The organism is Oryzomonas sagensis, from assembly GCF_008802355.1.
Taxonomy (GTDB): domain Bacteria; phylum Desulfobacterota; class Desulfuromonadia; order Geobacterales; family Pseudopelobacteraceae; genus Oryzomonas; species Oryzomonas sagensis.
This window is the reverse complement of record NZ_VZRA01000001.1, coordinates 281,680-308,473: the sequence shown is the minus strand read 5'-3', so window position 1 is coordinate 308,473 and position 26,794 is coordinate 281,680. Positions and strand designations below refer to the sequence as shown.

The 26,794-nt window shown below is 62.3% G+C and carries 27 protein-coding genes, 1 tRNA gene and 1 other RNA gene; 14 read left to right on the top strand and 15 right to left on the bottom strand.

Annotated elements, in window-relative coordinates:
* Positions 1–61: 61 nt before the first annotated feature.
* The 13 genes from mraY to F6V30_RS01375 all read right to left on the bottom strand — a co-directional run bounded on the left by mraY (position 62) and on the right by F6V30_RS01375 (position 11,587).
* Positions 62–1,138: a phospho-N-acetylmuramoyl-pentapeptide-transferase gene (mraY, locus tag F6V30_RS01435; RefSeq protein WP_151154745.1), complete on the bottom strand. Its 1,077-nt coding sequence runs from the start codon at positions 1,136–1,138 to the stop codon at positions 62–64.
* Positions 1,139–1,141: 3 nt separating this feature from the next.
* Positions 1,142–2,536: a UDP-N-acetylmuramoyl-tripeptide--D-alanyl-D-alanine ligase gene (locus F6V30_RS01430; RefSeq protein WP_151154744.1), complete on the bottom strand. Its 1,395-nt coding sequence runs from the start codon at positions 2,534–2,536 to the stop codon at positions 1,142–1,144.
* Positions 2,537–4,066, bottom strand: coding sequence for a UDP-N-acetylmuramoyl-L-alanyl-D-glutamate--2,6-diaminopimelate ligase (locus F6V30_RS01425; protein WP_151154743.1), 1,530 nt, complete (start codon positions 4,064–4,066; stop codon positions 2,537–2,539). It abuts the gene before it with no gap.
* Between the two features lie 52 nt (positions 4,067–4,118).
* Positions 4,119–6,092, bottom strand: coding sequence for a penicillin-binding protein (locus F6V30_RS01420; protein ID WP_151154742.1), 1,974 nt, complete (start codon positions 6,090–6,092; stop codon positions 4,119–4,121).
* Positions 6,089–6,430 (bottom strand): cell division protein FtsL, encoded by a 342-nt coding sequence (gene ftsL, locus F6V30_RS01415; protein WP_151154741.1) that lies wholly within the window; start codon positions 6,428–6,430, stop codon positions 6,089–6,091. The genes F6V30_RS01420 and ftsL overlap by 4 nt, the downstream gene beginning before the upstream one ends.
* Before the next feature lie 94 nt (positions 6,431–6,524).
* Positions 6,525–7,478 carry a 16S rRNA (cytosine(1402)-N(4))-methyltransferase RsmH gene (gene rsmH, locus F6V30_RS01410; protein ID WP_151154740.1) on the bottom strand — a complete coding sequence of 318 codons (954 nt, stop codon included), beginning with the start codon at positions 7,476–7,478 and terminating at the stop codon, positions 6,525–6,527.
* Between the two features lies 1 nt (position 7,479).
* Positions 7,480–7,977, bottom strand: coding sequence for a division/cell wall cluster transcriptional repressor MraZ (gene mraZ / locus F6V30_RS01405; protein WP_151154739.1), 498 nt, complete (start codon positions 7,975–7,977; stop codon positions 7,480–7,482).
* 156 nt (positions 7,978–8,133) lie between these two features.
* Positions 8,134–8,478, bottom strand: coding sequence for a hypothetical protein (locus F6V30_RS01400; RefSeq protein ID WP_151154738.1), 345 nt, complete (start codon positions 8,476–8,478; stop codon positions 8,134–8,136).
* Positions 8,479–8,505: 27 nt separating this feature from the next.
* Positions 8,506–9,051: a hypothetical protein gene (locus F6V30_RS01395; protein WP_151154737.1), complete on the bottom strand. Its 546-nt coding sequence runs from the start codon at positions 9,049–9,051 to the stop codon at positions 8,506–8,508.
* Positions 9,052–9,073: 22 nt separating this feature from the next.
* Positions 9,074–9,438, bottom strand: an RNA gene (gene rnpB, locus F6V30_RS01390) — RNase P RNA component class A.
* A gap of 76 nt (positions 9,439–9,514) precedes the next feature.
* On the bottom strand, positions 9,515–10,234 hold the full coding sequence (locus F6V30_RS01385) for a zinc ribbon domain-containing protein (protein ID WP_151154736.1): 720 nt from the start codon (positions 10,232–10,234) through the stop codon (positions 9,515–9,517).
* Positions 10,235–10,276: 42 nt separating this feature from the next.
* Positions 10,277–11,395: a Nif3-like dinuclear metal center hexameric protein gene (locus F6V30_RS01380; RefSeq protein ID WP_151154735.1), complete on the bottom strand. Its 1,119-nt coding sequence runs from the start codon at positions 11,393–11,395 to the stop codon at positions 10,277–10,279.
* 115 nt (positions 11,396–11,510) lie between these two features.
* A tRNA-Ile gene (locus tag F6V30_RS01375) sits at positions 11,511–11,587 on the bottom strand.
* Between the two features lie 381 nt (positions 11,588–11,968).
* Between F6V30_RS01375 and F6V30_RS01370 the strand changes: the two genes are divergently transcribed.
* Complete coding sequence (locus F6V30_RS01370; protein ID WP_151154734.1) at positions 11,969–12,865, top strand: triphosphoribosyl-dephospho-CoA synthase; 897 nt, start codon at positions 11,969–11,971, stop codon at positions 12,863–12,865.
* A 21-nt stretch (positions 12,866–12,886) separates the two neighbouring features.
* Here F6V30_RS01370 and F6V30_RS01365 read toward each other — a convergent pair whose 3' ends face one another.
* Together F6V30_RS01365 and queF are read right to left on the bottom strand one after the other, a co-directional pair.
* On the bottom strand, positions 12,887–13,450 hold the full coding sequence (locus F6V30_RS01365; protein WP_151154733.1) for an elongation factor P: 564 nt from the start codon (positions 13,448–13,450) through the stop codon (positions 12,887–12,889).
* A gap of 170 nt (positions 13,451–13,620) precedes the next feature.
* Positions 13,621–14,049, bottom strand: coding sequence for a preQ(1) synthase (queF, locus tag F6V30_RS01360; protein WP_149307141.1), 429 nt, complete (start codon positions 14,047–14,049; stop codon positions 13,621–13,623).
* Between the two features lie 267 nt (positions 14,050–14,316).
* Here queF and F6V30_RS01355 point away from each other — a divergent pair, with 267 nt between their 5' ends.
* The 13 genes from F6V30_RS01355 (at position 14,317) to F6V30_RS01295 (ending at position 26,760) form a co-directional block, all read left to right on the top strand.
* A complete protein-coding gene (locus F6V30_RS01355) occupies positions 14,317–16,989 on the top strand; it encodes a CBS domain-containing protein (protein ID WP_151154732.1) in 2,673 nt (890 codons plus the stop codon).
* 161 nt (positions 16,990–17,150) lie between these two features.
* Positions 17,151–17,540, top strand: coding sequence for a hypothetical protein (locus F6V30_RS01350; RefSeq protein ID WP_151154731.1), 390 nt, complete (start codon positions 17,151–17,153; stop codon positions 17,538–17,540).
* Positions 17,541–17,674: 134 nt separating this feature from the next.
* Positions 17,675–17,989, top strand: coding sequence for a pyrimidine/purine nucleoside phosphorylase (ppnP, locus tag F6V30_RS01345; protein ID WP_151154730.1), 315 nt, complete (start codon positions 17,675–17,677; stop codon positions 17,987–17,989).
* Positions 17,990–18,041: 52 nt separating this feature from the next.
* Complete coding sequence (upp, locus tag F6V30_RS01340) at positions 18,042–18,671, top strand: uracil phosphoribosyltransferase (RefSeq protein WP_151154729.1); 630 nt, start codon at positions 18,042–18,044, stop codon at positions 18,669–18,671.
* 45 nt (positions 18,672–18,716) lie between these two features.
* A complete protein-coding gene (locus F6V30_RS01335) occupies positions 18,717–19,973 on the top strand; it encodes a uracil-xanthine permease family protein (RefSeq protein ID WP_151154728.1) in 1,257 nt (418 codons plus the stop codon).
* A gap of 119 nt (positions 19,974–20,092) precedes the next feature.
* Positions 20,093–20,722, top strand: coding sequence for a LysE family translocator (locus F6V30_RS01330; RefSeq protein ID WP_151154727.1), 630 nt, complete (start codon positions 20,093–20,095; stop codon positions 20,720–20,722).
* A gap of 29 nt (positions 20,723–20,751) precedes the next feature.
* Entirely contained in the window at positions 20,752–21,234 is a 483-nt protein-coding gene (moaC, locus tag F6V30_RS01325; protein ID WP_151154726.1) for a cyclic pyranopterin monophosphate synthase MoaC, read from the top strand.
* Complete coding sequence (locus F6V30_RS01320) at positions 21,231–21,728, top strand: MogA/MoaB family molybdenum cofactor biosynthesis protein (RefSeq protein ID WP_151154725.1); 498 nt, start codon at positions 21,231–21,233, stop codon at positions 21,726–21,728. Before moaC ends, F6V30_RS01320 begins: the two co-directional genes overlap by 4 nt.
* A gap of 30 nt (positions 21,729–21,758) precedes the next feature.
* The gene (locus F6V30_RS01315) at positions 21,759–21,983 is read left to right on the top strand and encodes a hypothetical protein (protein WP_151154724.1); all 225 of its coding nucleotides are present in this window, start codon (positions 21,759–21,761) and stop codon (positions 21,981–21,983) included.
* The gene (gene mobA / locus F6V30_RS01310) at positions 21,983–22,612 is read left to right on the top strand and encodes a molybdenum cofactor guanylyltransferase (RefSeq protein WP_151154723.1); all 630 of its coding nucleotides are present in this window, start codon (positions 21,983–21,985) and stop codon (positions 22,610–22,612) included. The genes F6V30_RS01315 and mobA overlap by 1 nt, the downstream gene beginning before the upstream one ends.
* 226 nt (positions 22,613–22,838) lie before the next feature.
* Positions 22,839–24,554 carry a sensor histidine kinase gene (locus F6V30_RS01305; protein ID WP_246163121.1) on the top strand — a complete coding sequence of 572 codons (1,716 nt, stop codon included), beginning with the start codon at positions 22,839–22,841 and terminating at the stop codon, positions 24,552–24,554.
* Positions 24,551–25,321 (top strand): LytR/AlgR family response regulator transcription factor, encoded by a 771-nt coding sequence (locus tag F6V30_RS01300; RefSeq protein ID WP_151154722.1) that lies wholly within the window; start codon positions 24,551–24,553, stop codon positions 25,319–25,321. The genes F6V30_RS01305 and F6V30_RS01300 overlap by 4 nt, the downstream gene beginning before the upstream one ends.
* Before the next feature lie 218 nt (positions 25,322–25,539).
* Positions 25,540–26,760, top strand: coding sequence for an alpha-hydroxy-acid oxidizing protein (locus tag F6V30_RS01295; protein ID WP_151154721.1), 1,221 nt, complete (start codon positions 25,540–25,542; stop codon positions 26,758–26,760).
* Positions 26,761–26,794: the final 34 nt, after the last annotated feature.

Sequence of the window (26,794 nt, the reverse complement as noted above, 5' to 3'; positions counted from 1 at the left end):
TCGAGGGTTTTCTCCAGCCTTTCTCCGCGTTTCTGAGGCTCCGTGGCGGATTGGATCGAATCTAGCGCATCTTCAACGTCGAGATCGCCACCAGCGCCAGGATGATCGTGATGATCCAGAAGCGCACAATGATCTTGGGTTCCGCCACCCCCTTCAACTCGAAGTGATGGTGGATCGGCGCCATGCGGAAGATGCGCTTGCCCCGGTACTTGTAGGAGCCCACCTGGAAGATGACCGACAACGCCTCGACCACGAACACCCCCCCCACGATCACCAGCAGGATCTCCTGCTTGGTCAGAACGGAGATGACACCCAGGGTGCCGCCCAGGGAAAGGGAGCCGACGTCACCCATGAAGACCTCGGCCGGGTAGGAGTTGTACCAGAGAAACCCCAGCCCGGCACCCACCATGGCGCCGCACATGACGGCCAGTTCGCCGGCCCCCGGCACCCGGGGGACCTGCAGGTAGGCCGACAGGGTGGCGTGGCCGGCAATATAGGCAAAGAGCATATAGGTGGCGGCATTGATGGCCACCGGGCCGATGGCCAACCCGTCCAGCCCGTCGGTCAGGTTGACGGCATTGCTGGCGCCCACGATCACAAGGGCCACGAACGGGATGAAATATATCCACAGATCGGGGTGGAAACGTTTGAAGAAGGGGAAGTAGAGCTCCTCGCTGAAGCCGGGTTTGAGGAACAGGAACACCGCCACGGCCACGGCCAGAAGCACCTGCCAGAACATCTTCTGGCGTGCGGAGAGCCCCTTGGTGTTCTTTTCCGTCACCTTCTTGTAATCGTCCACGAACCCGATCACGCCATAGCCGATGGTGATGAAGAGCGCCGTCCAGACATACTGATTGGAAAGATCGGCCCACAGGAGCGTGGGGATCACGATGGCGGCCAGGATCATCACCCCGCCCATGGTGGGGGTGCCCTGTTTCTGCAGGTGCGATTCCGGGCCGTCGGTGCGGATCACCTGGCGGGCCTGGAGGCTCTCCAGTTTGCGGATGATCCAGGGGCCGAGCACGAAGCAGACGAGGAGCGCCGTGATCATGGCATAGATAGTTCTGAAGGTCAGGTATTTGAAGATGTTGAATAGTTTTACATTCGCCGCCAGCGGGTAGAAAATGTGGTAAAGCATGGTTTATCCCTTTTCGTTGTGTGACATGGACTGCCTCAGGATCGCCGCCGACCGCTCCATGGTCATGCCCCGGGAGCCCTTGATCAGGATCACGTCTCCCGGTAGAAGCGACCGCTTCACCCCTTCGGCAAGTTCGTCGTGACTCTGGCAGCAGTGAACCGACTCGGCAGGCAAACCGGCCTGGATGGCCGCCTGGGCGGCATGGCGATTCATCAGATTGCCCAGCAGGAAGAGCCGGTCCACGTTTCGCCCTGCGACCGTGCCGACCCCTTCGTGGGCCTCGGCCTCGTGCCCGCCCAATTCCAGCATGTCCCCCAGCAGGGCGACCCGGTGCCCCTCGGGGGCGATCTGGGCCAAGGTCTCCAGCGCCGCCTTCATGGAGGCCGGGTTGGCGTTGTAGCTGTCATCCACCAGGGTGATTGCCCCGAGCCGTTCCAACTGGAAACGCCCCTTATACGGTCTGAATGCGGCAAGACCCTCGGCTATGGTGTCAAGCGGCACCTTGTCAAGCAAGGCCGCAGTGGCCGCCAAGGCGTTGGATACGTTGTGCTGGCCGAAGGCGCTGAGGTGGAGTTGGAACTCCCCACGGGGGGTGACGACCAGAAACGATTCCCCCTCCAGCCCCAGGTGCTCGATGTTCTTGGCTCTGACCTCGCCGCGGCTGATGCCGAAGCTGATGCGCCGCGCCGAGGCATTCTGCCCCAGGCTGCTGACCCGGGAATCGTCGCCGTTCACGACTGCCAGGCCGCCGTCGCTGATGCGGTGGAGCAACTCTCCCTTGGCGTTGGCCACGGCCTCGACCGTGCCCATGCTCTGGAGGTGCGCCGCCAGGGCGTTCAGCACGATGCCGACCCGGGGGCGGGCAATCTCCGCCAAACGGTCGATCTCGCCCGGTTCGCTCATGCCCATCTCCAGTACGGCCCAGTGATGTTCCGGACGCAGACGGAACAGCATCTGGGGCATGCCGATCAGGTTGTTGAGGTTCCCCTCGGTTTTCAGGCCTGGCCCGAGCTGTTCCAGGATGGTGGCCAGCATCTCCTTGGTGGTGGTCTTGCCGTTGCTTCCGGTCACGGCGATGACCGGGATGTCGAAGCGTTGCCGATAGGCCGCTGCCAGGTCGCCCAGCGCCCGCAACGTGTCTTTGACCGCAACGCCCGAGCATCCGGCCGGGAGCACGTGATGGACGAGCCATTTCTCTTCGGCCAGTACCATGGTGATGCCCTTGGCGGCCACCTCGGCGATGAAGTCGTGTCCGTCGAAGCGGTCGCCCCTGAGCGGCACGAACAACTCTCCGGGCGCAACAGTGCGCGAGTCGGTGGATACGGCCGATACGCCGGTCCCGGCGCTGCCGATGATGCGGCCGCCGGTGGCGGCGGCTATCTCGTGTGCGGTAAACATCTAGGCTGTTTTCTCCCCGAATGCCGCGGCGGCCTCCTCGCGGTCGTCAAAGTGGTGTTTGGTCGTGCCGATGATCTGGTAATCCTCATGCCCCTTGCCGGCCAGGAGCAGGATGTCGCCCGGCCGTGCCAGGCGCGTTGCCAAACGGATGGCTGCACGGCGGTTTTCCAGCATGACGAAGCCCCGCTCGTCCAATGCCGGCCGTGCCGTCAACTCCTCGGACGTGTATTCCCGTATGCCGAGGGGCGTGATGCCTTCCTTGACCTGGGCCAGTATGGCGAGCGGGTCCTCGGTCCGGGGGTTATCCGAGGTGGCGATGGCCAGGTCGCTCATCTCCGCGGCGATCTTCCCCATGATCGGACGTTTGCCCGGATCGCGGTCGCCGCCGCAGCCGAAGACGGTGATGAGCCGGTTCGTTGCTATCTCCTTCAGGGTCGCGAGTACGTTGTACAGGGCGTCGCCGGTGTGGGCGTAGTCCACCAGGCAGGTGACGCCGCAGGTATTGCCAATCCGCTCCAGGCGTCCCGGAACCGTGGCATGCCCTTCGATGCCGGCCTTGATGGCCGTGAGCGGCAGGTCCAGGGCGACGCCGGCCGCAACGGCCGCCAGGATGTTGGAGAGGTTGAAGCGGCCCAACAGTTTGGAGGCAAAGGTGAACTCTCCGGCGGGCGTCCTGATGGTCCCGCTGATGCCGTTGACGGTGATGGCCACCTCCACCGGGCGGACGTCGCCGGGGTAATCGATGCCGTAACCGATCACCGGACAGGCCGCCTTGTCCGCCACGCGGGCGCCGTAGCTGTCGTCCATGTTGACGGCGGCCCGGCGGCGCGGTTTGGCGGCGGTGGGCTGCAGCAGTTCGGCAAAGAGGCGCTGCTTGGCGTGCAGGTATTCCTCCATGGTGCCGTGATAGTCGAGATGATCCCTGGTCAGGTTGCTGAAGATGCCCACATCGAAGTGACAACCGTCGGCCCGTTTCTGTTCCAGGGCATGGGACGACACCTCCATCACGAAGGCCTGGGCGCCGGCATCGGCCAACCGGCGGAACGCGGCCTGCAATTCCGTGGATTCGGGCGTGGTGCGGGACGCCTCGATGGTTGTTGCGCCGAAGCGGTAGCTGATGGTGCCGAGCACCGCCGCGGGCAGGCCCGCCGCCGCCAGGATCGCCTCGATCAGGTAGGTGGTGGTGGTCTTGCCGTTGGTGCCGGTAATGCCGATCAGCGGCCGGTCCGCGGTTGGATTGCCGTAGAACGCCGCCGCCATGCGAGCCATGGCCGCACGGCCGTCAGTCACCCTGATCCAGGTGCAGCCGGCGGGGGCACAGGCGGCATCTTCCAGCACCACGGCGGCTGCACCGTCCTGCACTGCCTGGGGGATGAAACGGTGGCCGTCGGCCGCCGTGCCGCGCAGGGCGAAGAAGAGCGTGCCCGGCTTGATCTGGCGCGAGTCGCAACTCAGGGCCGTGATCTCGATGGCTTCGCTGCCGTGGAGTTCGGCGTCCGGTACCGGGGCAAGGATGTGGGCAAGTTTCATGCTATTCTCCGAAAAATGACACAACCTGCCGACGGGTGCAGGTTGTGACGGTTCATGCGGAAGGTGTGAATTTTATCCAAACCTCGTCTACCCCTCGGATCGTCTGACCGGGGGGAGGATTCTGTTCCACGGCCCGTCCGCTACCCATCAGCTTGATATTGATACCGCGTTTTTCCATCACCTGCATGACCCGGCGCATGCTCATGCCTCGGAAATCCGGCATGACGGCAACCCCGGTAGTCGCATCCAGGGCGTCTCCCTCCGACGCGGCATCCGTCTTCGGGGGGGGCGGGGTCTGGGCGGCAACGACCTTGGGCGCCTTTTGGGTCTCGCCCTTGGGCATGATTTTCAGATAGGCCAGCGCATTCACGGCAATGGAGCGGAAAGCCGGGGCCGCAACAACGCCGCCGTAGGGGCTGGTCTTCGGTTCGTCGATCACCACCAGGATCGTCAGCTTGGGCTTGTCGGCCGGGACAAAACCGATAAACGAACCGGTCCTCCGGGTGGCGGAGTAGCCGTGGGTCACCGGGTCCGCCTTTTGAGCCGTGCCGGTCTTGCCGGCCACCAGGAACCCGTCTATGGCGGCGTTGAGGCCGGTACCGCCTTCGCTGGTGACGCTCTCCATCATCCTGGTGACCTTTTTGGCCGTATCCGTGGAGATCACGCGGCGCACCGCCTGGGGCTCGAATTTCTGCACCTCGCGGCCGCTGTCGTCCAGGATGCGCTCCACAAGGAAAGGCTTCATGAGCGTGCCGCCGTTGGCAACGGCGGAAACCGCGCTCACCAGTTGGATGGCCGAGACCGAGACCCCCTGGCCGAAGGAGATGGTGGCCAGATCAACCCCGTACAAGCGGTGCTTGTCCCGCAGGTTGCCCGGGGACTCCCCCGGGAGGTCCACGCCGGTGCGCTCGCCGAACCCGAAATTTCTCAGATAGCGGAACAGGCGTTCATCGCCGAGCTTGAAGCCGATCTTGGCCGCGCCGATATTGCTCGAATACTTGAGGATGTCGCTCACGGACAGCCGGGCGTAGCTGTGGGTATCGTGGATGGTCCGGTCGGCGACGGTATAGCGGCCGTTCTCGCAGTTGATGACGTCGTTTGGCCTGAGGATCCGCTCCTCCAGTGCCGCGGAGACCAGGAAGATCTTGAAGGTCGAACCGGGCTCGAAACTGTCGGCGACGACGCGGTTGCGCAGTATGGCCTGGGGGTAATGGGCATAGGCATTGGGGTTGAAGGTGGGATAATTGGCCATGGCGAGAACCCTGCCGGTATCCGATTCCATGACCAGGGCCATGCCGTTCTTGGCGCCGCTCTCCGTCACCGCCTTGGCCAGTTCCTTTTCCGCGATGTATTCGATGTTCTTGTCCAGGGTGAGAACGATGTTCTTGCCCGGCGAAGAATTTTTGATGACCGTATCCTTGAGGGCTATATCGCGTCCCAGGGCATCGCGCTCGGTCACCATGTAGCCGGTGTTGCCCAGGATGACGGAATCGTATTTGCGTTCCACCCCTTCCAGCCCGACCGGGTCCACGCCGGTAAACCCGACCACGTGGGAAGCGACCTCGCTATTGGGGTAAAAGCGTTTCGACTCGGAGACAAAGCCGATGCCGGTCAGCTTGAGGTTCTTGATCCGGGCCGCTACCTCGGGGGTCAGGCGCCGCTCGATCCAGACAAACCCCTTGTCGCTGGAGAGCTTCTTGAGCAGTTCCTGCTTTGATGTCCCGAGAAACGGCGCCAGCACCCCGGCCGTGCCGTCCATGTCCTTGATGCGGCGCGGTTCGGCATAGCATGAATCCATGTCCACGGACACGGCCAGCGGCGTGCCGTTGCGGTCCATGATGACGCCGCGCCCCGGGTTGAGCTGGACGATATGCTGGTGCTGCCGCTCGGCCTTCTTCACCAGCTCCTCGTGCTGGAGTATCTGGAGATAGAACGCCCTGCCGGTGACGCTCAGGAACAACAGGCCGAATATGGTCCCGATCATGACGATCCGGACCCTGGCCCATTTTTCCCGGTCGGTATTCATTTGACGACGATCACCTGTTGCTCGGTGGGCAGGCCCATGGCAAGGTCGCTTTTGGCGATGGTCTCGATGCGTTCAGGTGTCTTGAGGGATGCCGCCTCAAGTTTGAGCCGTTTCTGTTCCTCCTCCGCATCCTTCAGTTGGCGGTTGGTCTCGGATATGCGCAGATTCAGGTCGATCAGCTTGAAACGCGACCAGACATGGAAAACCGAGACGATCGTGAAAAGGACCATGCAGATCATCAGGAACTTGAACATGTCCACCCGCTGGGTGACCAGTTCGGTTCCGCTCAAGGGGCGCGGAGCGACGACCTTGCCGTATTCGGTTCTTGCCTGTGCCATGCGGTACCTCCCTACATTGTGAATCGTGAACTTTTAACTTTGAATCTGCGTCTGTTCGAAGCGACGGCCCCGTTTAGCAAGAAGAATGGGCTGACTACGCGCTTAAATTCAGCTTCTCCGCGCCCCGCAGCTTGGCGCTGCGCGCCCGCGGGTTCCGGTCGATTTCAGCCTCCGACGCCGTGACCGGACGGCCGGTCAGTACCCTTACCCGTGGCTTTTGTCCGCAGACACAGACCGGGAACTGGCGCGGGCAGGTGCAGCCGGTGGCGTACTCCCGGAAGATATGTTTGACGATCCGGTCTTCCAGGGAGTGGAACGAGATGACCGCCGCCCGTCCACCCGGCTTCAAACGGTCGAGGGCGGCGCGCAGCCCCTGCTCCAGACTTTCCAGCTCCCGGTTGACGGCGATCCGCAGGGCCTGAAAGGTGCGGGTGGCGGGGTGGATGCGTTCCTCCCACTTGGCCTTGGGGATGGCCCCCTTGATGATATCCGACAACTGCAGCGTGGTCAGGATCGCCTGCTCGCCACGGGCCTTGACGATGAAAGCGGCGATCCTCTTGGCCCAGCGCTCCTCGCCATAGTCCCGGATGATCCGTTCCAACTCTTGCTCCGGCAACTCGTTCACCAGGTCGGCGGCGGTTTCCGCTCCGCCGGCATCCATGCGCATGTCCAACGGAGCGTCCTGCTGGAAGCTGAAGCCGCGCGCCCCGCTGTCCAGCTGGTGGGAGGAAACCCCCAGATCGAGGATGAACCCGTCCAGGGCGGCAATGCCCATTGCGTCCAGGTACCGGTCGAGCTCGGCGAAGTTGCCGTGAACCAGGCGGACCGCGGGGCCGAATTCAGCCAGCCTGCGGCCGGCCGCCTCCAGCGCCTCTTGGTCCTGATCGATCCCGATCACCATCCCGTTATCGGGGCCGCACTGCTCGGCGATCAGCGCCGTATGCCCGCCGCCCCCCAGGGTGCCGTCCAGGTAGATCCCTCCCGGCCGGGGTTGCAGCAGGGCGATGACCTCGTCCGGCATGACCGACAGGTGATGGAAGGAGGTCATCTTAAATGCCCAGTACGGCGAGCGCTTCCGAATCCAGCGGGAAGTTTTTCTCGTCCTGCGCGTTGATGCGGCTATACGTTCCCTTGCTCCAGATATCGAAGCGTTGTCCCATGCCGGCGAACCAGATGTCCCGTTCCAATTCGGCGTGCAGCCGCAGTGCAGAGGGGATCAACACCCGCCCGAGCTTGTCGGCGCTGCACTCCTCCGCCGGGTTGATGATCTGGCGCTTGATACTGTTCAATTGCGCCGATGTGAACCCCCCCTCGTTGGCAAGGATCTTTTTCTTTATCCCGGACCATGCATCCAGGGGATACACGGAAAGGCCGCGGCCAAAGGTGCCGTCGCCCAGGTCCACGGGGGCGGCCTTGGTGATGATGAAGCGCGCATCCCCCGACAGGCCGACGAGCGCATCCCTGAATTTTGCCGGGATACAGGTCCGTCCTTTGCCGTCGATGGTGCTCGGGGTTTCCCCCCCGAATATGTCGATCGCTTCGGTCATCTGCCACCAATTTCCACTTTTTTCCACCTTGTGGGAAATTTATAGCGGCGGTCAAGGGGTATGTCAAGATAAAACGTGAGGTTGCGGTGGGTTTCTTCAACAAAAGACCTCCCCCGTTTCCGGGGGAGGTCGAGAGTCTCAGGCATGTCGGAACCGTTATTTCTTCCGACGGTCCGAAAGGGAGATGACCTTGGGGTTGCCGGAGTTATGCGCGGCACGCTCCTGTTGTTCCTTTTCGCCCCGTCCCTCCTGGAGTTGTTCCTGCTCAACCGGCGGGACGACCTGTTCCATACGGATGGGGGTGCCCCCCATGGTGAAGTCGGCGCCGTCGAGTTGGAACTCGTCCAGTATCCAGGTAAACATCTGGAGCGGAAAGGTGAACACCATCAGGCGCACCTGCCACCATCCCGGCTTTACGTCGGGGGTGAGCTCCTCGATGCGGGCATAGAAGCCCGGTTTGTTGTCAACGTTGATCAGGACGATATCGTGGGTGGTGACCATGGTGCATCCTCGCGATTCTTTGTTTTTTTAATTGGCAGCTCTCCGCCGCGGCGTGTCCGTGCCGTCGGGATGTCCGGCCAACAGCAGGAGCGGTTGGCCGAGTCGCCGCCCCAGCAGGGTCTCCGCCTGTCCCACACTCTGGCGCAGCTCTTGTTCCAGGCGGGCCAGGGTGTGGGTGGCCGGCTCTTCCAGGCGGTCTGCTATGGCCTCGCAAATGAACAGGACGCAGTCGAGCGGCCGGAACGGCGCCGGCATGCGGCATCCGCCGGCATCGCCATAGGGGCAGAGCGGTTTTTGGGTGAAATCGGGCGCCGGCAGCGGCGTCTGCTGCTCAAGCAGGGCCAGCAGGTCAAGCCCGCTGAAACGGTATTTCCCATTCTGGCAGCACTGCCCGCCGCATGCACGGCAGATTCCGGCGCTGCCGCCGGCCAGGGTCAGCGCCAGCATCTCTTCCTTGCGCCGCCGGTAGCCTGCGAGCACCGCTTCGAGTTGCTGCCGCAGGTCGTGGGGAAGCCGGTCATGGATTCTCTCCATGAGCCGTACCCCCCGGTCCCATGCCTCTTGGTCGTTCATCGGCGGTTCTCGTGAAAATTTTGGTTGAAGCAGTCCATAAGCCGGGTTCTGTTCCCGGAGCGGGTTACCCCTCACCGGGCGATGGTCATTCATCTGGGACTGCCGTTACCGGCAGCCTCAAGCAGCCAACCCGGAGGCATGGGCGGGCAGCCCTTAGCGCCTCCCTATTTGGCCTTGCTCCTGACGGGGTTTACCTGGCATCCGGCGTCGCCGCCGGACCCGGTGAGCTCTTACCTCACCCTTTCACCCTTACCTGCCGTGGCAGGCGGACTTCTCTCTGTGGCACTCTGCCCTGGGGTCGCCCCCGCTGGACGTTATCCAGCGTCATGCCCTATGGAGCCCGGACTTTCCTCCCTTTCGAAAAAGAGCGGCCATCTGTCCTGCTTCAACCAAACTGCAGCCTCGTCCGCAGCCCGCGTGAGCGGTGGACGAAGCCCTTATTGATGCTATATCGTCACCTTGGTTACTGGGCCGCCGGTTGCAGCTTCAGGATCAACACCCGCTGGCAGTGCGGGCAACTGATAAGTTCGTCGCCCTTATAGAGGCTATTGTAGAGTTGGGGAGGAAGGTTCATGTTGCAGCCCAGGCAATAGCCATCCCGGGCGCCGGCGACCGCCTGTCCGCGCCGCTGTTTGCGCAGGGCGTTGTAGCGCTTGACCAAGTTGGGCGGCAACTCCTTGGTGATGGCTTCGCGCCGGGCGACGTCGGCATCGATATCCTGCTGGATTTTGCCGATCTCGGTCTGCTTTTCGTCGCGGCGTTGCGAGGTGTTCTGCTCCAGTTCGGCAAGGGTCTCCTTGCGGGTGGCGATCTCGGTGTTCAACTCCTCGATCTGGCTCACCTTCTGCAAGGTCTGCTCATCGATCTCGGCGGCCTGCTTGCGGGCGGCGGCGATCTCCCGGCCAACGGCCTGGTATTCCTTGTTGGTCTTGATCTCTTTCATGTTGGTTTCGGAGCGCCGGATATTTTCCTGTTCGACGGTCTGGCTGCTTTCCAGCTCTTCCTTCTCCTGCTCAAGCTGCACCACGCGGCCTTCCAGCCCGGAAAGTTCCTGCCGGGCGTCGATCAGGGCCTGTTCGATCCCGCTCATCTCTTCCGTCAGCCCGTTCTGGGTGGCTTTCAGGTTGTCGATCAGATAATCGATCTCCTGGAGTTGTTCCAACATCTCAAGTTTCTTTTTCAAAATCAGCTTCCTCCCGGTACAAAAAATTGTGGTGTATGGTAATCAGACTCTCAATGGGTCGGATTCGATACGGCAGGGTAGTATCCGGCAGTTTTCGTAACCCGCCTCGGATAGCATGCGGCCCAGGCGTTCGGCCACATCGTCTACCATGATGATCTCGCTGGGGAAATGCCCGGCATCGATCAGGGCGATGCCCAGGTCGTGCGCATCCCGGGCATCGTGGTATTTCACATCGCCCGTCACCAGGACGTCGGCTCCGCAACGGACCGCATCGCGCAAGAGCGACGCCCCGCTGCCGCTGCACAGAGCCACTTTTTTGATCACAGTCGCGGGGTCGCCCACATAGCGCAGCCCAGGGGCATGCAACATTTCCCTGATCCGCGCCGCATAGTCGGCCAGGGTCGTCTGCTCCGCCAGGGAGCCTACCCGGCCCAGTCCGAGTTGTTTGCCCTCGTTGAGCAGGGGATAGATGTCGAAGGCCGGCTCTTCGTAGGGGTGCGCCGCCAGGAGCGCCTTGACGGCCCGCGGCAGATTGCGTCGGTCCATGAGTAGTTCCAGGCGCTGTTCAGAGACCTGTTCCCGGCTGCCCACCGCGCCGATGAACGGCGTAGCGCCGGCCAGGGGGGTAAAGGTCCCTTCGCCGAGGGCGCTGAAGGAGCAGTCCCGGTAGTTGCCCAGAGCCTCGGCCCAGGGAAGGAGCGTTCCACGGACCTGTTCAAGGTGGTCGCCCGGCACGAAGACCGCCAGCTTGACCAACTCCTGCCCGGCAGTTGCCTGGAGCGGCCGGCAACCGGAGACTCCCAGGCGTTCGGCCAACAGGTCGTTCAGCCCCCCCACGGCCACGTCGTAGCTGGTGTGGATGCTGACGACCGCCAGATCGGACCTGATGGCGTCGTGTACGAGTTTTCCCTGGGGGGTGGCGGTTGAAATGGTTTTAAGCGGTTTGAACAGCAGGGGGTGGTGGGTGACGAGCAGGTGGCAGGAACTGGTGCGGGCGGCTTCCATGACGGCCGGGGTGGCGTCCAGGGCGATCATGATGCGCTCTATCCCGGCATCCGGGTTTCCGACCTGCAATCCCGAGTTATCCCACGATTCCGCCAAACCGGGAGGGGCTATTTTGTTAATGATTCCAAGTATGTCGGAGAGTTTTGGCGTCTTCATCGGGTACAAACAAAAAGAGTGCAACCCTTCGGTGTGCACTCTTGCGAAATTGATGGTACGGGGCGTCCCGTTCGTAGTATTGCCGGCATCCGGCGCGTTTTCCTTGTAAATGAAATGGTGGGCCCACCAGGACTCGAACCTGGGACCAACCGGTTATGAGCCGGTGGCTCTAGCCAACTGAGCTATAGGCCCGGAGGAGTTAATACTACGGAAGTGTGCCGGGAGTGTCAAGAACTTTTGAATCGCGGTTTCCGCCATGATGGCATTATTTTCCAAAGGCCTGGTTGGAAATCGCTCCCCCATTGTATACCCTGCCATACCCATGTATACCGCAACCCGGCTGGACAGGCTGGGGAATTCTGCTATGCTCACGCATATCGCCTGATGATGTGACCGGATGGTTGTGGGACTGGACTGCCCCGCGGATATCAGGGCGCCCGGCATGTTATCGAGCAGAGTGGCCTTGCCTTCGAGGAGGGGGGCGACGACGCGACCAACGTGCTCGAGAACAACGAACTCGTTGCCGTCGGCGCGCGGGCGGCATACCATGCACGTAGCTAATGGAAAGGACTGATGAACTCCTCGCGCACTTCAGATATTGAACTGTTGGCCATGTTTCTGGTCAAGGGGGTTGCCATGGAACTGTACCTGACCCCCAAGCCGGGGCTGGTGGACCTGGATGACTGCGGTTCCCACCACGACCTGTCCCTGGCCACCATGGAGCGTTCGATCCATATCATTGCCGACTATCTCGACCAGCTCTGCCGCTCCCTGGCTGCCGGCGAGGAGTTCGCCCGTCAGGCCGCCATCGGCAGGAGGGCCGAACAGGCCATGCTGGCAAGCCTGGGCACCAATACCCACAAGGGGTATCTCTTTCTGAGCGGTCTGCTGCTCGTTGCAGCCTGGCATGCCCCATCGGCCGACGAACAGAGCTTTCGGAAACAGGTCGCCGCCCTGGCCGGGGAATTCTTTGCCGCCCAGGGGGAACAGGCCACCCATGGGCAACAGCAGAGGGCTCTGCACGGTGCGGGAGGGATCGTGCGGGAGGCCATGAACGGCCTGCCGGCGCTCTTCGACGAGGCGGTCCCGGCCTACCTTGCGGCCCTGGAAATCCACGGGCATCCCAACATCGCCTCGTTTGCCATGCTGGGCCGCCTGATGCAGACCGTCGACGACACCACCACGCTCCACCGGTGCGGCAGCATGGGGCTCTCCCGCATCAGGAGGGATGGCCGGCAGATCGAGCGGCTCATCGCCATGGGGGAGGATTGCGAGCCGTTTCTCCACAGTCTCAACAGGGAGTATATCAGGATGAATCTTACCATGGGGGGGGTGGCCGACATGCTGGGGCTCTCCTACTGCTACCTGCTCGCCTGCGGATGCCTCTTGGGTTTTCCGGAACGGCACCCCCCTTTTGAACGCAAAAACGGCCCCGGGAGTCCTTCTGAGGGATTTTCCGGGGCCGCTTGACAGGGCGCTGTCTTTCCGATGCTAAGCCCGTGATATGAATCTGCCGTCCCGGGTATCCACCTTGATCTTCTCCCCGGTTGCCAGATACGGCGGGACCTGGAGCTTGAGGCCGGTCTCCAGGATAGCCTCTTTGGTCTGGGCCGTGGCGGTGGCATTCTTGAGCACCGGTGCGGTTTCCGTGACAACCAGTTCCACGGTCATGGGCAGTTCCACATTGACCAGACGCCCCTCGAAGAGCCCCAGCACCACCTCGGTCCCCTCCAGCAGGAAGGGGGCCAGCGCCTCGAACGCCTCCTCGTCAACCTCGAACTGTTCATAGGTCCCCAGATCCATGAAGACCCCCTTTGCACCGTCGGCATACAGGAACTGTCCTTTGTTGCGGCCGTAGTCGGCCTCGTCCACCTTGTCGCCGGAACGGAAGGTCTTGTCCAGCACCTGGGAGGTGATCAGGTTGCGGTAGCGGGTCTTGACCATGGTGTTGGCGCCCCGGGCCGACGGGGACTGGAAGGTGACGTCGAGGATCAGGCAGGGCGCCCCGTCCAACTGGATGACGAGTCCTTTTTTGAAATCGGATGTGGTGAACATGGTATTCTCCTTGTTAATAGATAGTCTTTCAAAAGCAACATCTGCCGCAGAGACACGGAGAAATCAGGAGTAAGGCAAACAAAAAAACAACGATTCCGGTCTTGGCTTGCTCGATGATGTTATGTTTTTCTCTGTGAACCTCTGTGTCTCTGTGGCAGATGTTACCATTTTTACCTACGGTACTCGGCCGTGGGCCAGAAGGGGATGCCGCCCCGGGGGGTGAACTCGCCCCGCACCGTCAGCCAGACCGGTTCGAGCAGCGCCACCAGGTCGTTGCAGATGCGGTTGACGCTGGCCTCGTGGAATTCTCCGTGCATGCGGAAGGAGCCCAGGTAGAGCTTGAGGCTCTTGCTTTCGACGCAGAGACGGTCCGGCTGGTAGTCGATGACGATTTTGGCGAAGTCCGGCTGCCCGGTCATGGGGCAGAGGCAGGTGAATTCCGGGCATTCGATGTGCAACGTGCCCACGGCCTTGGCCGGGTTCATGTCCGGTTGGGCAAAGGGGCTGGGGAATGATTCCAGAAGCCCGGCGTCGGGCCGGTCGTAGCGGTAGGCCGTTGCCCCGGCCCCCAGTGATTTCAGATTCTCGTGAAGCGCCATAACTCTATCTCCCTTGCGATCGGTCCGAAATGAGCGATACAATACCATTACGCCACGTTTCAAGCAACCTTTTGCAGCGTCTTCGCCGGGTCCCGCGGTGGCGTTCAACTTGTACGGTTCCCGGATGGTGCGCATGCCCACACCGAATTTGCCGCGGATTGGCCGCACATGCACAATCAGTATGTCTAACTGGATAAACAGCGTGTATACTTAGCCAGATACGACGACCCCCGAAGTGGCACGACGTCTTCGGGAGATGGAGCGTTGATGGATGTCATAACCACCCACACCAATGCCGATTTCGACTGCCTGGGCGCCATGGTCGCCGCGGCCCGGCTCTATCCCGGCGCCCTGATCGCCTTTCCCGGTTCCCAGGAAAAGGCGGTGCGCGACTTCCTGGCAGTCCGCCCCGAGTATCTGCCCGGCGTGGTTCGCGCCAGGGACCTCGACCTGGACGCCATCACCCGCCTGATCGTCGTCGATTGCCAGCAGAGTGAGCGCATCGGGCGTTTTGCCGGCCTCCTGGAACGTCCCGGCCTTGAGATTCATATCTATGACCATCACCCGATCACGGAACAGAGCATCCGGCCGACCGGCGGCCTGATCCGCCCCTGCGGTTCGTCATCCACCATCCTGGGCGGGCTTCTGATGGAGCAGGCGGTCGAACTCACGCCGGAAGAGGCCACCCTGATCATGCTCGGCATCCACGAGGATACCGGCCGGCTGCTGTTCGTCTCGACCACGCGGGACGACTATCGCGTGGCGGCTTGGCTCATGGAGCGGGGCGCGCGAGTAAACGTGGTGGCCGAGGCCCTCTCCCAGGAGTTGAGCAGTCAGCAGATGGGGCTCCTGAAACGGCTGCTGACCACGCTCAAGACCACAGCCATCAACGGCGTCAACATCTCCATCGCCCACGCCACGAGCGATCAGTACGTGGGCGACATCGCCGCCCTGGCCCACCTGATGCGGGACATGGAGAATCTGGACACCCTCTTCGTGGTGGTCGCCATGGAGGGGCGCATTTACCTGGTGGCGCGCAGCCGTATCCTGGAGGTCAACGTGGGGGAGATCCTGCGCCGTTTCCACGGGGGGGGGCACGCCACCGCCGCATCGGCCGTGGTGCGTGACCAGACGTTGCACCAGGTACTGCAACGCCTGGAGGAGCAGCTGCGGGTCGAGGTCAGTCCCCGGTTCTGCGCCGGGGATATCATGTCCGCACCGGTCAAGACCATGCCGGACGATGTCACCGTAGCCTACGCCCGGGACCTGCTGACCCGCTACAACTGCAACGCCATGCCGGTCATTGCCGCCGGCCGGATGATCGGGATCATCTCCCGCAAGATCGTGGAGAAGGCGCTCTACCACGATCTGGGTGCAGCCCCGGCCACCGACTTCATGCACACCGAATTCATGCGGGCCGCTCCCACCACCCCCATCGCCGACATCCAGGAATACATGGTGGAGGGCAACCGCCGTTTCGTGCCGGTATTCAAAGGGGAAGAGCTTGCGGGCGCGGTGACGCGCACCGATCTGTTGCGCCACATGTACGGCGGCCGCCGGGGCGAACCGGGGGCGCTCTACGACGTGGGGGCCCTCGACTTCTCCCCCAAAAATCGTTCCATTGCCGGCCTGCTGGGCAAGCGGCTGCCCGTTGCCGCCGGCAAGCTCCTGCACGACCTGGGGACCGTCGGTGACGAATTGGGGCTGGCGGTGTATGCCATCGGCGGATTCGTACGCGACCTGCTGCTGGGGGTGGCAAACCTGGACATCGACGTCACGGTGGAGGGGGACGGCATCTTTTTCGCGGAACAGTTTGCCGCCCGCCACGGTTGCCGGGTTCGCAGCCATCGGACCTTCAGCACGGCGGTAGTGATCTTCCCGGACGGAGCCAAGATCGACGTGGCCAGCACCCGCCTGGAATACTACGAGTCCCCCGGTGTGCTGCCAACCGTGGAACGCTCCTCGTTGCGCCACGACCTGTATCGGCGGGATTTCACCATCAACACCCTGGCGGTGTGCCTCAACGGCCCGTCGTTCGGGCGCCTGACCGATTACTTCGGCGGCCAGCAGGACCTTCAGGAACGGTTGGTCAGGGTGCTGCACAACCTCTCCTTCGTGGAGGACCCGACCCGGGTTTTCCGGGCGATCCGTTTCGAACAGCGCCTCGGTTTCCATATCGCGCCTCACACCGAGAACCTGATCCGCAGCGCGGTGCGGATGAACGTCCTCAATAAGGTCGGTGGCCTGCGTCTATTGAACGAATTGATCCAGATCCTGCGGGAAAATGAGCCGGTGGGGGCCATTGTCCGCATGGCCGGCTTCGGCCTGCTGCCGTTTGTCCATCCCGCCCTCAAGTTGCTTCCCGAGATCAGGCGGGTCGTGGAGGAAACCGGGCGGGTCCTGGCCTGGTTCCGCCTGTTGTATCTGCCGGATGCCTGCGAACAGTGGCAGGTCTACTTCCTGGCCCTGGGCGACCGGCTCACCACCGACGAGTTCCATGACGCCTGCCGCCGGTTGGCGGTGCCGGGACGGATCTCGACAAAGGTATTCAGCCACCGTCGGCAGGCGCTGGGAACCCTGGATGCCATTCAACGCCGCCTGCGCCGCAATCCCGAGGTTCGTAACAGCGAGATTTACGACTGGTTCCACGGGCTGCCGCTGGAGATGCTCCTCTACCTGGCCGCGCGCGCCAACCGCGAGGAGGTCAGACGTTTTGTCTCCCAGTACGTTTCTCGTCTGCGCCAGGTCCGCTGCTCCCTGGATGGGGACGGGCTGGCGGCACTGGGATTGGCGCCGGGCCCCCGGTTTCGCACGATCATGGACCGGCTGTTGGTGGCGCGGCTCGATGGCGAGGTCGTCAATGACGAGCAGGAGCGAGCCCTGGCGCTGCTGCTTATCGCGTCAGATGGCGGAGCCAGTGTTGCAAAAATGCATCACTGATCTGTTGATGCGGCCCAGGTCCTCTGCTGCGGCATGCCGCTTTTGCACGCATAACCTGCCGTAAGTGCGATCTATTTCCGATGTATGGGAAGGTGGTGCACTCTTTGGCGTCATCCTTGCATTTTATCGAGATGACAAATCCATCCCAGCGAGGGGAATGCATGAAATCAATGGCGCGTCTCATCTCTCTGATCACCTGTTGTGTCCTTCTGACCACGGCGACCTCGGCCCTTGCCGGAGATAACGCCTTCCGGGAGGTGTTCGAGGATGCCTTTTACGGCGGCGCGGCGGGGGCATTGGTGGGCGCCGCCCTGATGGCCTTTGCCAAGAAACCGGCCGATCATCTGGATTACATGGCCTATGGGGCCGCTTCCGGCGTTCTGGTCGGTTCCGCCTATGGTTTGGTGAAATCGACCCGTTCCCTGGCACAGATCGACAACGGCAGCATCAAGTTCGCCCTGCCGACCGTCCTCCCCGATCTCGGAGACTCGCCGGCCTCGCGCCAGACAACCATCACCTGGCGGGCCGAGTTGTTGCGGGGAACCTTCTGATAATGGCCTGCTGATGTCATGATTCATGGCAATCGAAAATCAACGCCTGTTGCAAAATTGCAACGGGCGTTTTTTTTCTTTGCGTCCCTCGGCAGGTTGTGAGTAAATACCACGAAAAAATCAGGGGGGTGTACATGTCGCAGTTCTCGAACGTTACGGTAGTCAAAAAGGCCAATGTCTATTTCGACGGCAAGGTGGTCAGCAGGACGGTGCTGTTCCCCGACGGCAGTAAAAAGACCCTGGGGATCATGCAACCGGGGGAGTACGAATTCTCCACCGGAGCGGCCGAGGAGATGGAGATCCTGGCCGGTGACCTGGAATGGCGGGTGAAGGGTGAAAAGGTGTGGAAAAAGGCTTCGGCCGGCCAGACATTCAACGTGCCCGCCCACTCCACGTTCCTGATGAGGATGGAAACGGTTGTGGATTATTGCTGTTCTTATTTGCCGTAGCCGGTCATTGCGGCACCCCTTCGGGGAACTCCATCTCAGAGGAACACCTACTATGAGCGTCCACGAAGTCAATCACCCCATGGTGAAACACAAGATCGGCCTGATGCGCGAGGCCGGCATCAGCACCAAAAAGTTTCGCGAACTGACGGCGGAGATCGCCTCTCTTCTCTCCTATGAGGCCTGTCGCGACTTCCCCCTGGAGGGCAAGACCATCGAAGGGTGGGATGGCAACCCGGTGCAGATTCAGCAGATCAAGGGGAAAAAGGTCACCGTGGTGCCTATCCTGCGGGCCGGCATCGGCATGCTCAACGGGGTGCTGGACATGATCCCCAACGCCAAGGTCAGCGTGGTGGGGCTTGCCCGCAATGAGGAAACCCTGGAGGCCCATACCTATTATGAAAAGTTCGTCGGCCGACTGGATGAGCGTTTGGCCCTGATCATCGATCCCATGCTGGCCACCGGCGGCTCCCTGGACGCCACCATCGTCATGCTGAAGAACAATGGCTGCCGGCAGATCCGTGTGCTCTCGCTGGTGGCGGCGCCGGAAGGGCTCGCCCGCATCTCGGCGGCCCACCCCGAAGTGGATGTCTATGTGGCGGCCATCGACGAACGGCTCAACCAGAGCGGTTATATCCTGCCCGGCCTGGGGGACGCCGGCGACAAGATCTTCGGCACGAAGTAACAGACCACCCGCTCACTCTCTACATCCCGTCAAAGGAGCAGTCGTATGTCCCATTCCCCCGAGCCGGTCTGGCGCCAGGCGCTGGCCGGCGCCCAAATCCTCTTCGTCGCCTTCGGCGCCCTGGTGCTGGTCCCGATCCTTACCGGGATGAGCCCCAGCATGGCCCTGCTGGGCTCCGGCATCGGCACGCTGATCTTCCAGGCCTGCACCAAGCGTACGGTCCCCATCTATCTCGGCTCGTCCTTTGCCTTCATCGCCCCGATCATCTACAGCACCCAGACGTGGGGCTTCCCGGCAACGCTCTGCGGGCTCTTTGCCGCCGGCTGGCTGTATCTGGCCTTGAGTGCCGTCATCTACCTCAAGGGGGTCGGTTTCATCCATAAGATCATGCCCCCGGTGGTGGTGGGGCCGATCATCATGATCATCGGCCTGGGGTTGGCCGGTGTGGCGGTGAACATGGCCATGGGCAAGACCGGCGACGGCAAGACGGTGCTGGTGGATTACACCACCGCCCTTCTGATCGCGGGTGCCTCCCTGGCCACCACTGCACTGGTGGCGACCAAGGCCAAGGGCATCTTCCGTCTCCTGCCGATCCTTTCCGGCGTGGCGGTGGGGTATGGCATTTCCGTCTCCCTGGGGCTGGTGGATTTCAGCAAGATCGCCGCCGCCCCCTGGATCGCCCTTCCCCATCTGGTGGCCCCCCAGTGGAACTGGTCCGCCGTGCTGTTCATGATCCCGGTCGCCCTGGCCCCCGCCATTGAACACGTGGGGGACATCGTCGCCATCGGGGCCGTTACGGGGCACGACTACACGGAGCGCCCCGGCCTGCACCGCACCATGCTGGGCGACGGCCTGGCGGTCTGCTGCGCCGCCATGATCGGCGGGCCGCCGGTGACCACCTATGCCGAGGTGACCGGGGCGGTAATGATCACCCGCAACTACAACCCGGTCATCATGACCTGGGCCGCCTGCTTCGCCATCCTGATGGCCTTTTTCGGCAAGTTCAACGCCATCCTGCAATCCATTCCCGCCCCGGTCATGGGCGGCATCATGATGCTGCTGTTCGGGAGCATCGCCTCCGTGGGCCTCAATACGCTGATCCAAGCCCGGGTCGATATGCACCGCCCGCGCAACCTCATCATCGTTTCGCTGGTGCTGGTATTCGGCATCGGCGGCCTGACGCTCCAGCTTGGCGGTCTTAGCCTGCACGGGGTCAGCCTGTGCGGTATCGCCGCGATCCTGCTGAATCTCCTCCTGCCCCGCGACAAGGAGCGCAATCTTGAGCAGCAGCACGCCTCTTGATCATTCAACGAAATTTTAATGATGTTATAATATAAGCTTGGAAGCCGGTTTTCAAAAACCTGGAAAGCCCGAACGACTCCTCGGCCTCTAGTACAAGGGCCGGCAAGAGAGAGTGCCCCATGATTGAAGCAAATATGCTGTTACTCTTTTTCACAACATCACTTCTCCTGTCACTGTCGCCCGGCCCTGACAACCTGTTCGTCCTGGCGCAGGCGGCGCAACAGGGGGTAAAGGCCGGGTTTCTGGTTACGCTCGGGCTCTGCGGCGGGCTGGTGGTTCATACCACCGCCGTCACCTTCGGGCTGGCGGCGGTTTTTGCGGCATCTGCCACCGCCTTCGCTCTTCTGAAATTTGCCGGCGCCGGATACCTGCTCTTCCTGGCCTGGCAGGCGTTCCGGGCCAACGCCCAGACCGGGCCGGCAAACAGGGTGGATCGGTTGAGCCCGGGCAAGCTCTTCCGGCGCGGCATCATCATGAATGTCACCAACCCCAAGGTATCCATCTTCTTTCTGGCGTTTCTCCCCCAGTTCGTCGATCCGCGCAGGGGGCCTCTGGCTATGCAATTCCTGCTGTTGGGCTGCTTGTTCATCGTTGCCACCATTCTGGTGTTCGGGACGGTCAGCCTCCTGGCCGGGGCGCTGGGAGACAAACTCAGGCAGTCCGCCCGGGCGCAGCTGCTATTGAACCGCGTTGCAGGTACCATCTTTGCCGGCCTTGCCATCAAACTGGCCACGGCGCGACGTTTTTGATGTCTAAAATTCAAGCACAGGTGAGGACCATGAATTTCAACCATTTCGACGATCATGGCAATGCCGTCATGGTGGATGTGAGCGGCAAGCGGGAAACGTTGCGAACGGCCACGGCCGCGGCGGAGGTGCACATGTCCGGCAAGGTGCTGGCCGCCATCCAAAACAGCGCGATAGCCAAGGGCGATGTGCTGGGCGTTGCACGGCTGGCGGGAATTATGGCGGCAAAGCGGACACCGGACCTGATCCCGCTTTCCCACCCGCTCTCCCTCCATTCCGTGGCGGTGGAATTTGAGCAGGACAGCGCTGCCGGCAAGATCGAGGTGCAGTGCACCGTCCGCGCCTTCGAGCGCACCGGCGTCGAGATGGAGGCCATGACCGGCGCGGCCGTGGCCGCCCTGACCATCTACGACATGTGCAAGGGGAGCGATAAATCAATCAGCATCGGTGATATCCGGCTCCTGTACAAGGAAGGTGGTAAAAGTGGCGTGTACCGTCGGGAGGAGGGACAATGAGAGCGGCCATTCTGACCTTGAGCGACAAGGGATCGCGGGGCGAGCGCATTGACGAGAGTGGCCCGGCGCTGGCCGCCTGGCTGGCGGAGCGGGGCGTAGCCACGGTGCAGACCGAGATCATCCCCGACGATTTTGACCGGATCGTGGCCGTGTTGAGCGCATGGGCCGATGCCGACACGGCCGATCTGATCCTGACCACGGGAGGTACCGGAGTCTCGCCCCGGGATGTAACCCCGGAAGCCACCATGAAGGTCGTTGAACGCCAGATTCCGGGCATCGGCGAATTGATGCGCCTGAGGAGCCTGGAGAAGACCCCCATGGCATCGCTGTCGCGGGCGATGGCAGGAATCCGCGGCCAAGCGCTGATCATCAACCTGCCGGGCAGCCCCAAGGGAGCTCGGGAAAACTTGGAGGCGGCCTGGCCCGTTATCGGCCACGCCGTGGAAAAGATCCGCGGCGACGAGAGCGATTGCGGAGGAAAATTTTCGCACTGATGCCGGTTCTGCAACTCTGGCCGGGATAGGGTGGCGAACGGAAGCAGCGTTGATAAAATGGGGGGGGGCGAATCCTGCCTGGAGGTGACCGAGGAGGTCCAGAGTGGTGGGGAGAGCCTCCCTGCGTACATCCCGGCCCGCATCGTGGTGAATGAAAACGGGGAGATCGTGATCCCGGCCAATAGCGGCTTCAGCCTGCTTTCCCGCGTCGCGCCAAACCCTCGCTTGTGGTGCCCGGGCCGTCAGGAGACATAATGGACAGATCCCCCTGCATGCAGGAAACGAGAGGGCCGCTCGACGGCATAACCGGTGTGATCCTTGCCGGCGGAGCATCCAGCCGCATGGGCAGAAACAAGGCCCTGCTGATGGTGGACGGCATGCCGCTGATCGAGAAGATTCATCGCACCATGATCCAGCTCTTCCGGGATGTGGTGCTGGTTACCAATACGCCGGAGGTGTATGCCTTTCTGCCGTGCCGCACGGTGACGGATATTTATCCCGGCTTTGGCTCCATTGCCGGCCTGCACGCCGGCCTTGCGGCCAGTTCCGAGGAATGGATTTTCGTTGCGGCTTGCGACGCGCCCTTCATCAACCCGGATGTGATACGCATGTTGTCCGCCGTTTCCGCAGGGTATGATGCGGTGGTGCCGATCAGCGAGGGGGGCAAGGAGCCATTGCACGCCCTGTACGGGCGGCGCTGCCTGGCGGAGATTGAGCAGGTCATCCGCCAGGGCGACCGGCGGCTCCTGATCCTGCTGGATCGTGTAAGGACGCGATATGTTACGCCAGAGGAACGTGCCTCCATCCCCGGCGCGGAACTCTCGTTTTGTAACGTGAACACGCCGGACGAGTATGCTGCAATGGTGGGCAAGCGAAAGCCCTGAACCGTCGGCCATGTTGACGGCTCCCTGGTCAATTGCCGGACAAGGCTGGTACGCGAACCTGGCGCCACCCTCGGTGGTGCCAGGGGGCGCGAAACGCAGGATGCGCGGGGTGTCGGGGGGCAACCGGTCTGCTCCGGCAGGCTTTTTACTCGCTGCGGCAGCAGGATTTGTGCTATAAGTCAATCGGTTTGGTACTGAATGCCGCATTGGGCTCTTCGGTGGTTCTATGGATGAAATGGTCGGCCTGTCCCTTGATCTCTTCGAGCGATTGGGGATTCTAGCGGTTCTCTTCTTCCTCATGATGAGGTTCGAACTGTTCCGACGGCTTCTGACCGGCAAGGTCGCCACGGCGAGCAGCCGCGAGAAGCTGTTCCATGCCGTTTATTTCGGGGCGGCCGGTATTTTTGCAACCTACTACGGCTTTCCGGTGCACGGAGCGATCGCCAACCTGCGTACGGTTCCGGTCGTGATCGGCGGCATCCTGGGTGGGCCCCTGGTCGGTCTGTCCGCCGGCATCATAGCTGGAGCGCATCGCTACTTCTACGATATCGGCGGGGTGACCTCCGTCTCCTGCGCCATTGCGACGCCCCTGGCGGGGGTTGTGGCCGGTCTTCTCTACCGCTGGCTGCACCGGCGGGCTTTCGATCCGTTGATGGCCTTTTTCATCGGCATCGTGGCCGAGTCGATCAAGATGGGGCTGATCCTGCTCCTGGCCCATCCCCAGGAGGCAGCCCTGAACGTGGTGCATGCCATAGGCCTCCCCAGCATCCTCTCCAACGCCTTCGGCATCGCGGTGCTCGTGGAGGTGCTCGCATCCGTCACCCGCGAGCAGGAGCGGGCCATGGCGCAACAGGCGCAGACCACGCTCAATATCGCCTTCAGGACCCTGCCCCATCTGCGCCACGGGTTGAACCGCGGTTCGGCCATGGAGGCGTCGCACATTATCCGGGAGATGACCGGTCTGGATGCGGTATCCATCTCCAGCGAGCATGAAATCCTGGCCCATGAAGGGCTGGATGGCGACCAGCACACGCCGGGCGGACATTCCCTGCCGCCTGCCGCGCGCCGCGCCTTTGAAACGGGCACGGTGGTGATCGCGCCCACGAAAGAGGCCATCGGCTGCGCCAGTCAGGCGGGCCGGCTCGGTTCGGCCATCGTGGTGCCGCTCAAAAAATGGGACAAGACCGTAGGGGTCATGGAGCTGTACCGCCAGAAGGAGCACGCCATCAGCCGGCTGGACGTGGAGTTGGCCAACGGCCTTGCCCACCTGTTCTCCAACCAGCTCGAACTGGGCGAGATCGAACTCCAGCGCAAGCTGGTGGCCGAGGCGGAGATCAAGGCCCTGCAAGCCCAGATCAATCCCCACTTCCTGTTCAATGCCATCTCCACGATCATCAGCTATACCCGAACCGATCCCCAGACCGCTTCCTGCCTCTTGGTGAAGCTGGCCGAGTTTTTCCGCAAGAACATCAGCCCCACCGCCAACAAGGTGCCGCTGTCGGTCGAGCTGGAACACTGCGAGGCCTATATCGCCATCGAAAAGGCCCGTTTCGAGGAACGGCTTTCCATCGTCTACGAGATCGACGCCGAGGCCCTGTCGTGCAACGTTCCCTCGCTGATCCTGCAACCCTTGGTGGAAAACGGCGTGCGCCACGGCATCCTGCCGAAGGAGGGGGGCGGCGTGATTCATATCGGAGCCAGAAAGGGGGCGGGTGGTCTGCTCATCTCTATCAAGGACAACGGCGTGGGCATGTCCCGGGAGCGTGTCCGCAGCTTGCTGTCGGAGGCGGTGGCGCCCCATGAAGGCGGCGGGCTGGGACTGGCGCTTCGAAACGTCAACAGCCGCCTGGCAACCCTGTACGGCAAGGAGAATGGTTTGAAGATCGAGAGCGACCCGGGTGAAGGCACCACTGTTTACTTCCGCGTACCGGTGAACGCATGACGATCACCGTATTCATCATCGACGATGAGGCTCCGGCCCGCAGGGAGTTGCGCTACCTGCTCGAGCAGGTGGGCGATGTGGCTATCCTCGGTGAGGCGTCCAATCCTTCCCAGGGGTTGCAGGGGATTCGGGAGACCAAGCCCCACCTCGTATTCCTGGACATTCAACTACCCGGCCTGAGTGGGATCGAATTGGCCCAGGTCATCAGGGAGTTGCCCGACAAGCCGCTGGTCGTATTCGCCACCGCCTTCGAGCAGTTTGCCGTGCAGGCCTTTAGCGTGGACGCCTTCGACTACATCCTCAAGCCGTTCACCCTGGAGCGGGTGGCCAAGTCAGTCCACAAGGCCGGCAAGGCCCTTGACACCCGGGTAACGGCCCGGAAACCCCTCGTTCCCCAGGAGGCGCCTCATAGTTCCGAGAAACCCGAGATCAAGCGGATCATCGTGCATAAGGGGGGCAAGATGATTCCCGTGCCGCCCGAGAGCATCGTCTTCATACGGGCCACGGAAGGCGAAGCCCAGGTCCATACGACGGACGGCGTCTTTACCTCGAAGAGCACCCTCAGTACCCTGGAAAACGTCCTGGAACCGTACTCCTTCGTCAGGGTCCACCGCAACTCCCTGGTCAATCTGAACTGCATCATCGAGATCATCCCCTGGTTCAACGGCAGCTGTAAATTGGTAATGAGCGACAACAGCGGCAGCGAGGTGCTGGTCAGCCGATACAACGCCAAGGAACTGAAACAACGGCTTATTTTAAGCAAATAGCACTCTTCGTCTCCGGGCGCTCGCGTGATGCCTGTGCCCGTATCCCGGGGGAGAACCATTCAACCCTGATTTCTGCCATTCATCTGTCAATTTGTGCCATTCGCTATAATTACCTTATCCGCAACGCTACAGTCGGCTATTGTCTCAAACAACGAGGGGTTTGTTGGAGGAACGGTCACCGGCCGGGACTCCGTCACCACACATTGAAGGAGGCAGGTATGTCTGAAGAGTTGATCGAATCCGCAGAACAGGAAGGCGCAGGGGTAAGCCGCCGCAATTTCATCAAAACAGCGGCGGTGGTGGGGGCCAGCGTGCTGGCGGTGCAGGCCGTCGGCCGCACCGAGGCCCACGCGGCCGAAGATGCGAAGAAGGAAGCCAAGGCGGCCTCGGCAGCAGCTGCCGGCGGTGGCGCCAAGAAGCTTTCCGACGTGCTCAAGGTCGCCCGCGAGAAGATGTACCCCCGCTGCCGGGTCTGCCCCGAGTGCGACGGGGTTGCCTGTTCCGGTGAGGTGCCGGGCATGGGCGGCATCGATTCGGGCAGGGCCTTCAGGAACAATCTCCAGGCCCTTGCCAAATACGACCTGAAGATGCGCACCTTCCACGATGTGAAAAAGCCGGACACCACCCTGACCCTGTTCGGCGCCAAGCTGTCCATGCCGATCCTCTCCGGCGTAACCGGCGGCGTGACCTACAACATGGGCTTGGGAGGCAAGGTCGGCGAAGAGGAGTACGCCGAAGGGATCATCGGCGGTTGTGTCCTGGCCGGCACCCTGGGCTTTGCGGCGGACGGCATCGGCGACCCGCTCTCGGTCTACGAGACCAGGCTGAAGACCGTGGCCAAGTACCGCGGGAAAGCCGTGGCCCAGATCAAGCCGCGTACCCAGGCCGAGATCATCGAGCGCATCCGCCTGATCGAGCAGACCGGCGCGCCGTTTTTTGCCATCGATATCGATTCCGCCGGCCGTGCGGGGCGCGCCCTGCCGGGCAAGACCGTCGAGCCCAAGACCCTGAAGCAACTCCGGGAGATCGCCAAATCCACCAAATTGCCGTTTCTGATCAAAGGGGTCATGACCCCCGAAGAGGCGCTCATGGCCCTTGAGGCCGGTGCCGCCGGCATCGTCGTCTCGAACCACGGCGGCCGGGTCCTGGACCATACGCCGGGGACGGCCCAGGTGCTGCCCGCCATTGCGGACAAGGTCAAGGGACGGATGATCATCCTGGCCGACGGCGGGGTGCGCTACGGTGCCGACGTCCTGAAGATGCTGGCCCTGGGCGCCAATGCGGTGCTGGTCGGCCGGCCGCTGGTCCGGGGTTCGGTGGGGGGCGGCGCCGAAGGTGTGGCGCTCATGCTCAAGAAGCTGCAGGACGAGTTGGTCGTGGCCATGACCATCACCGGCACCGCCGACGTGAAAAAGGTGAGCAGGAACATTCTGGCATAATCACTCATTACCTGATGGGCGTGGCGGGGGAGCA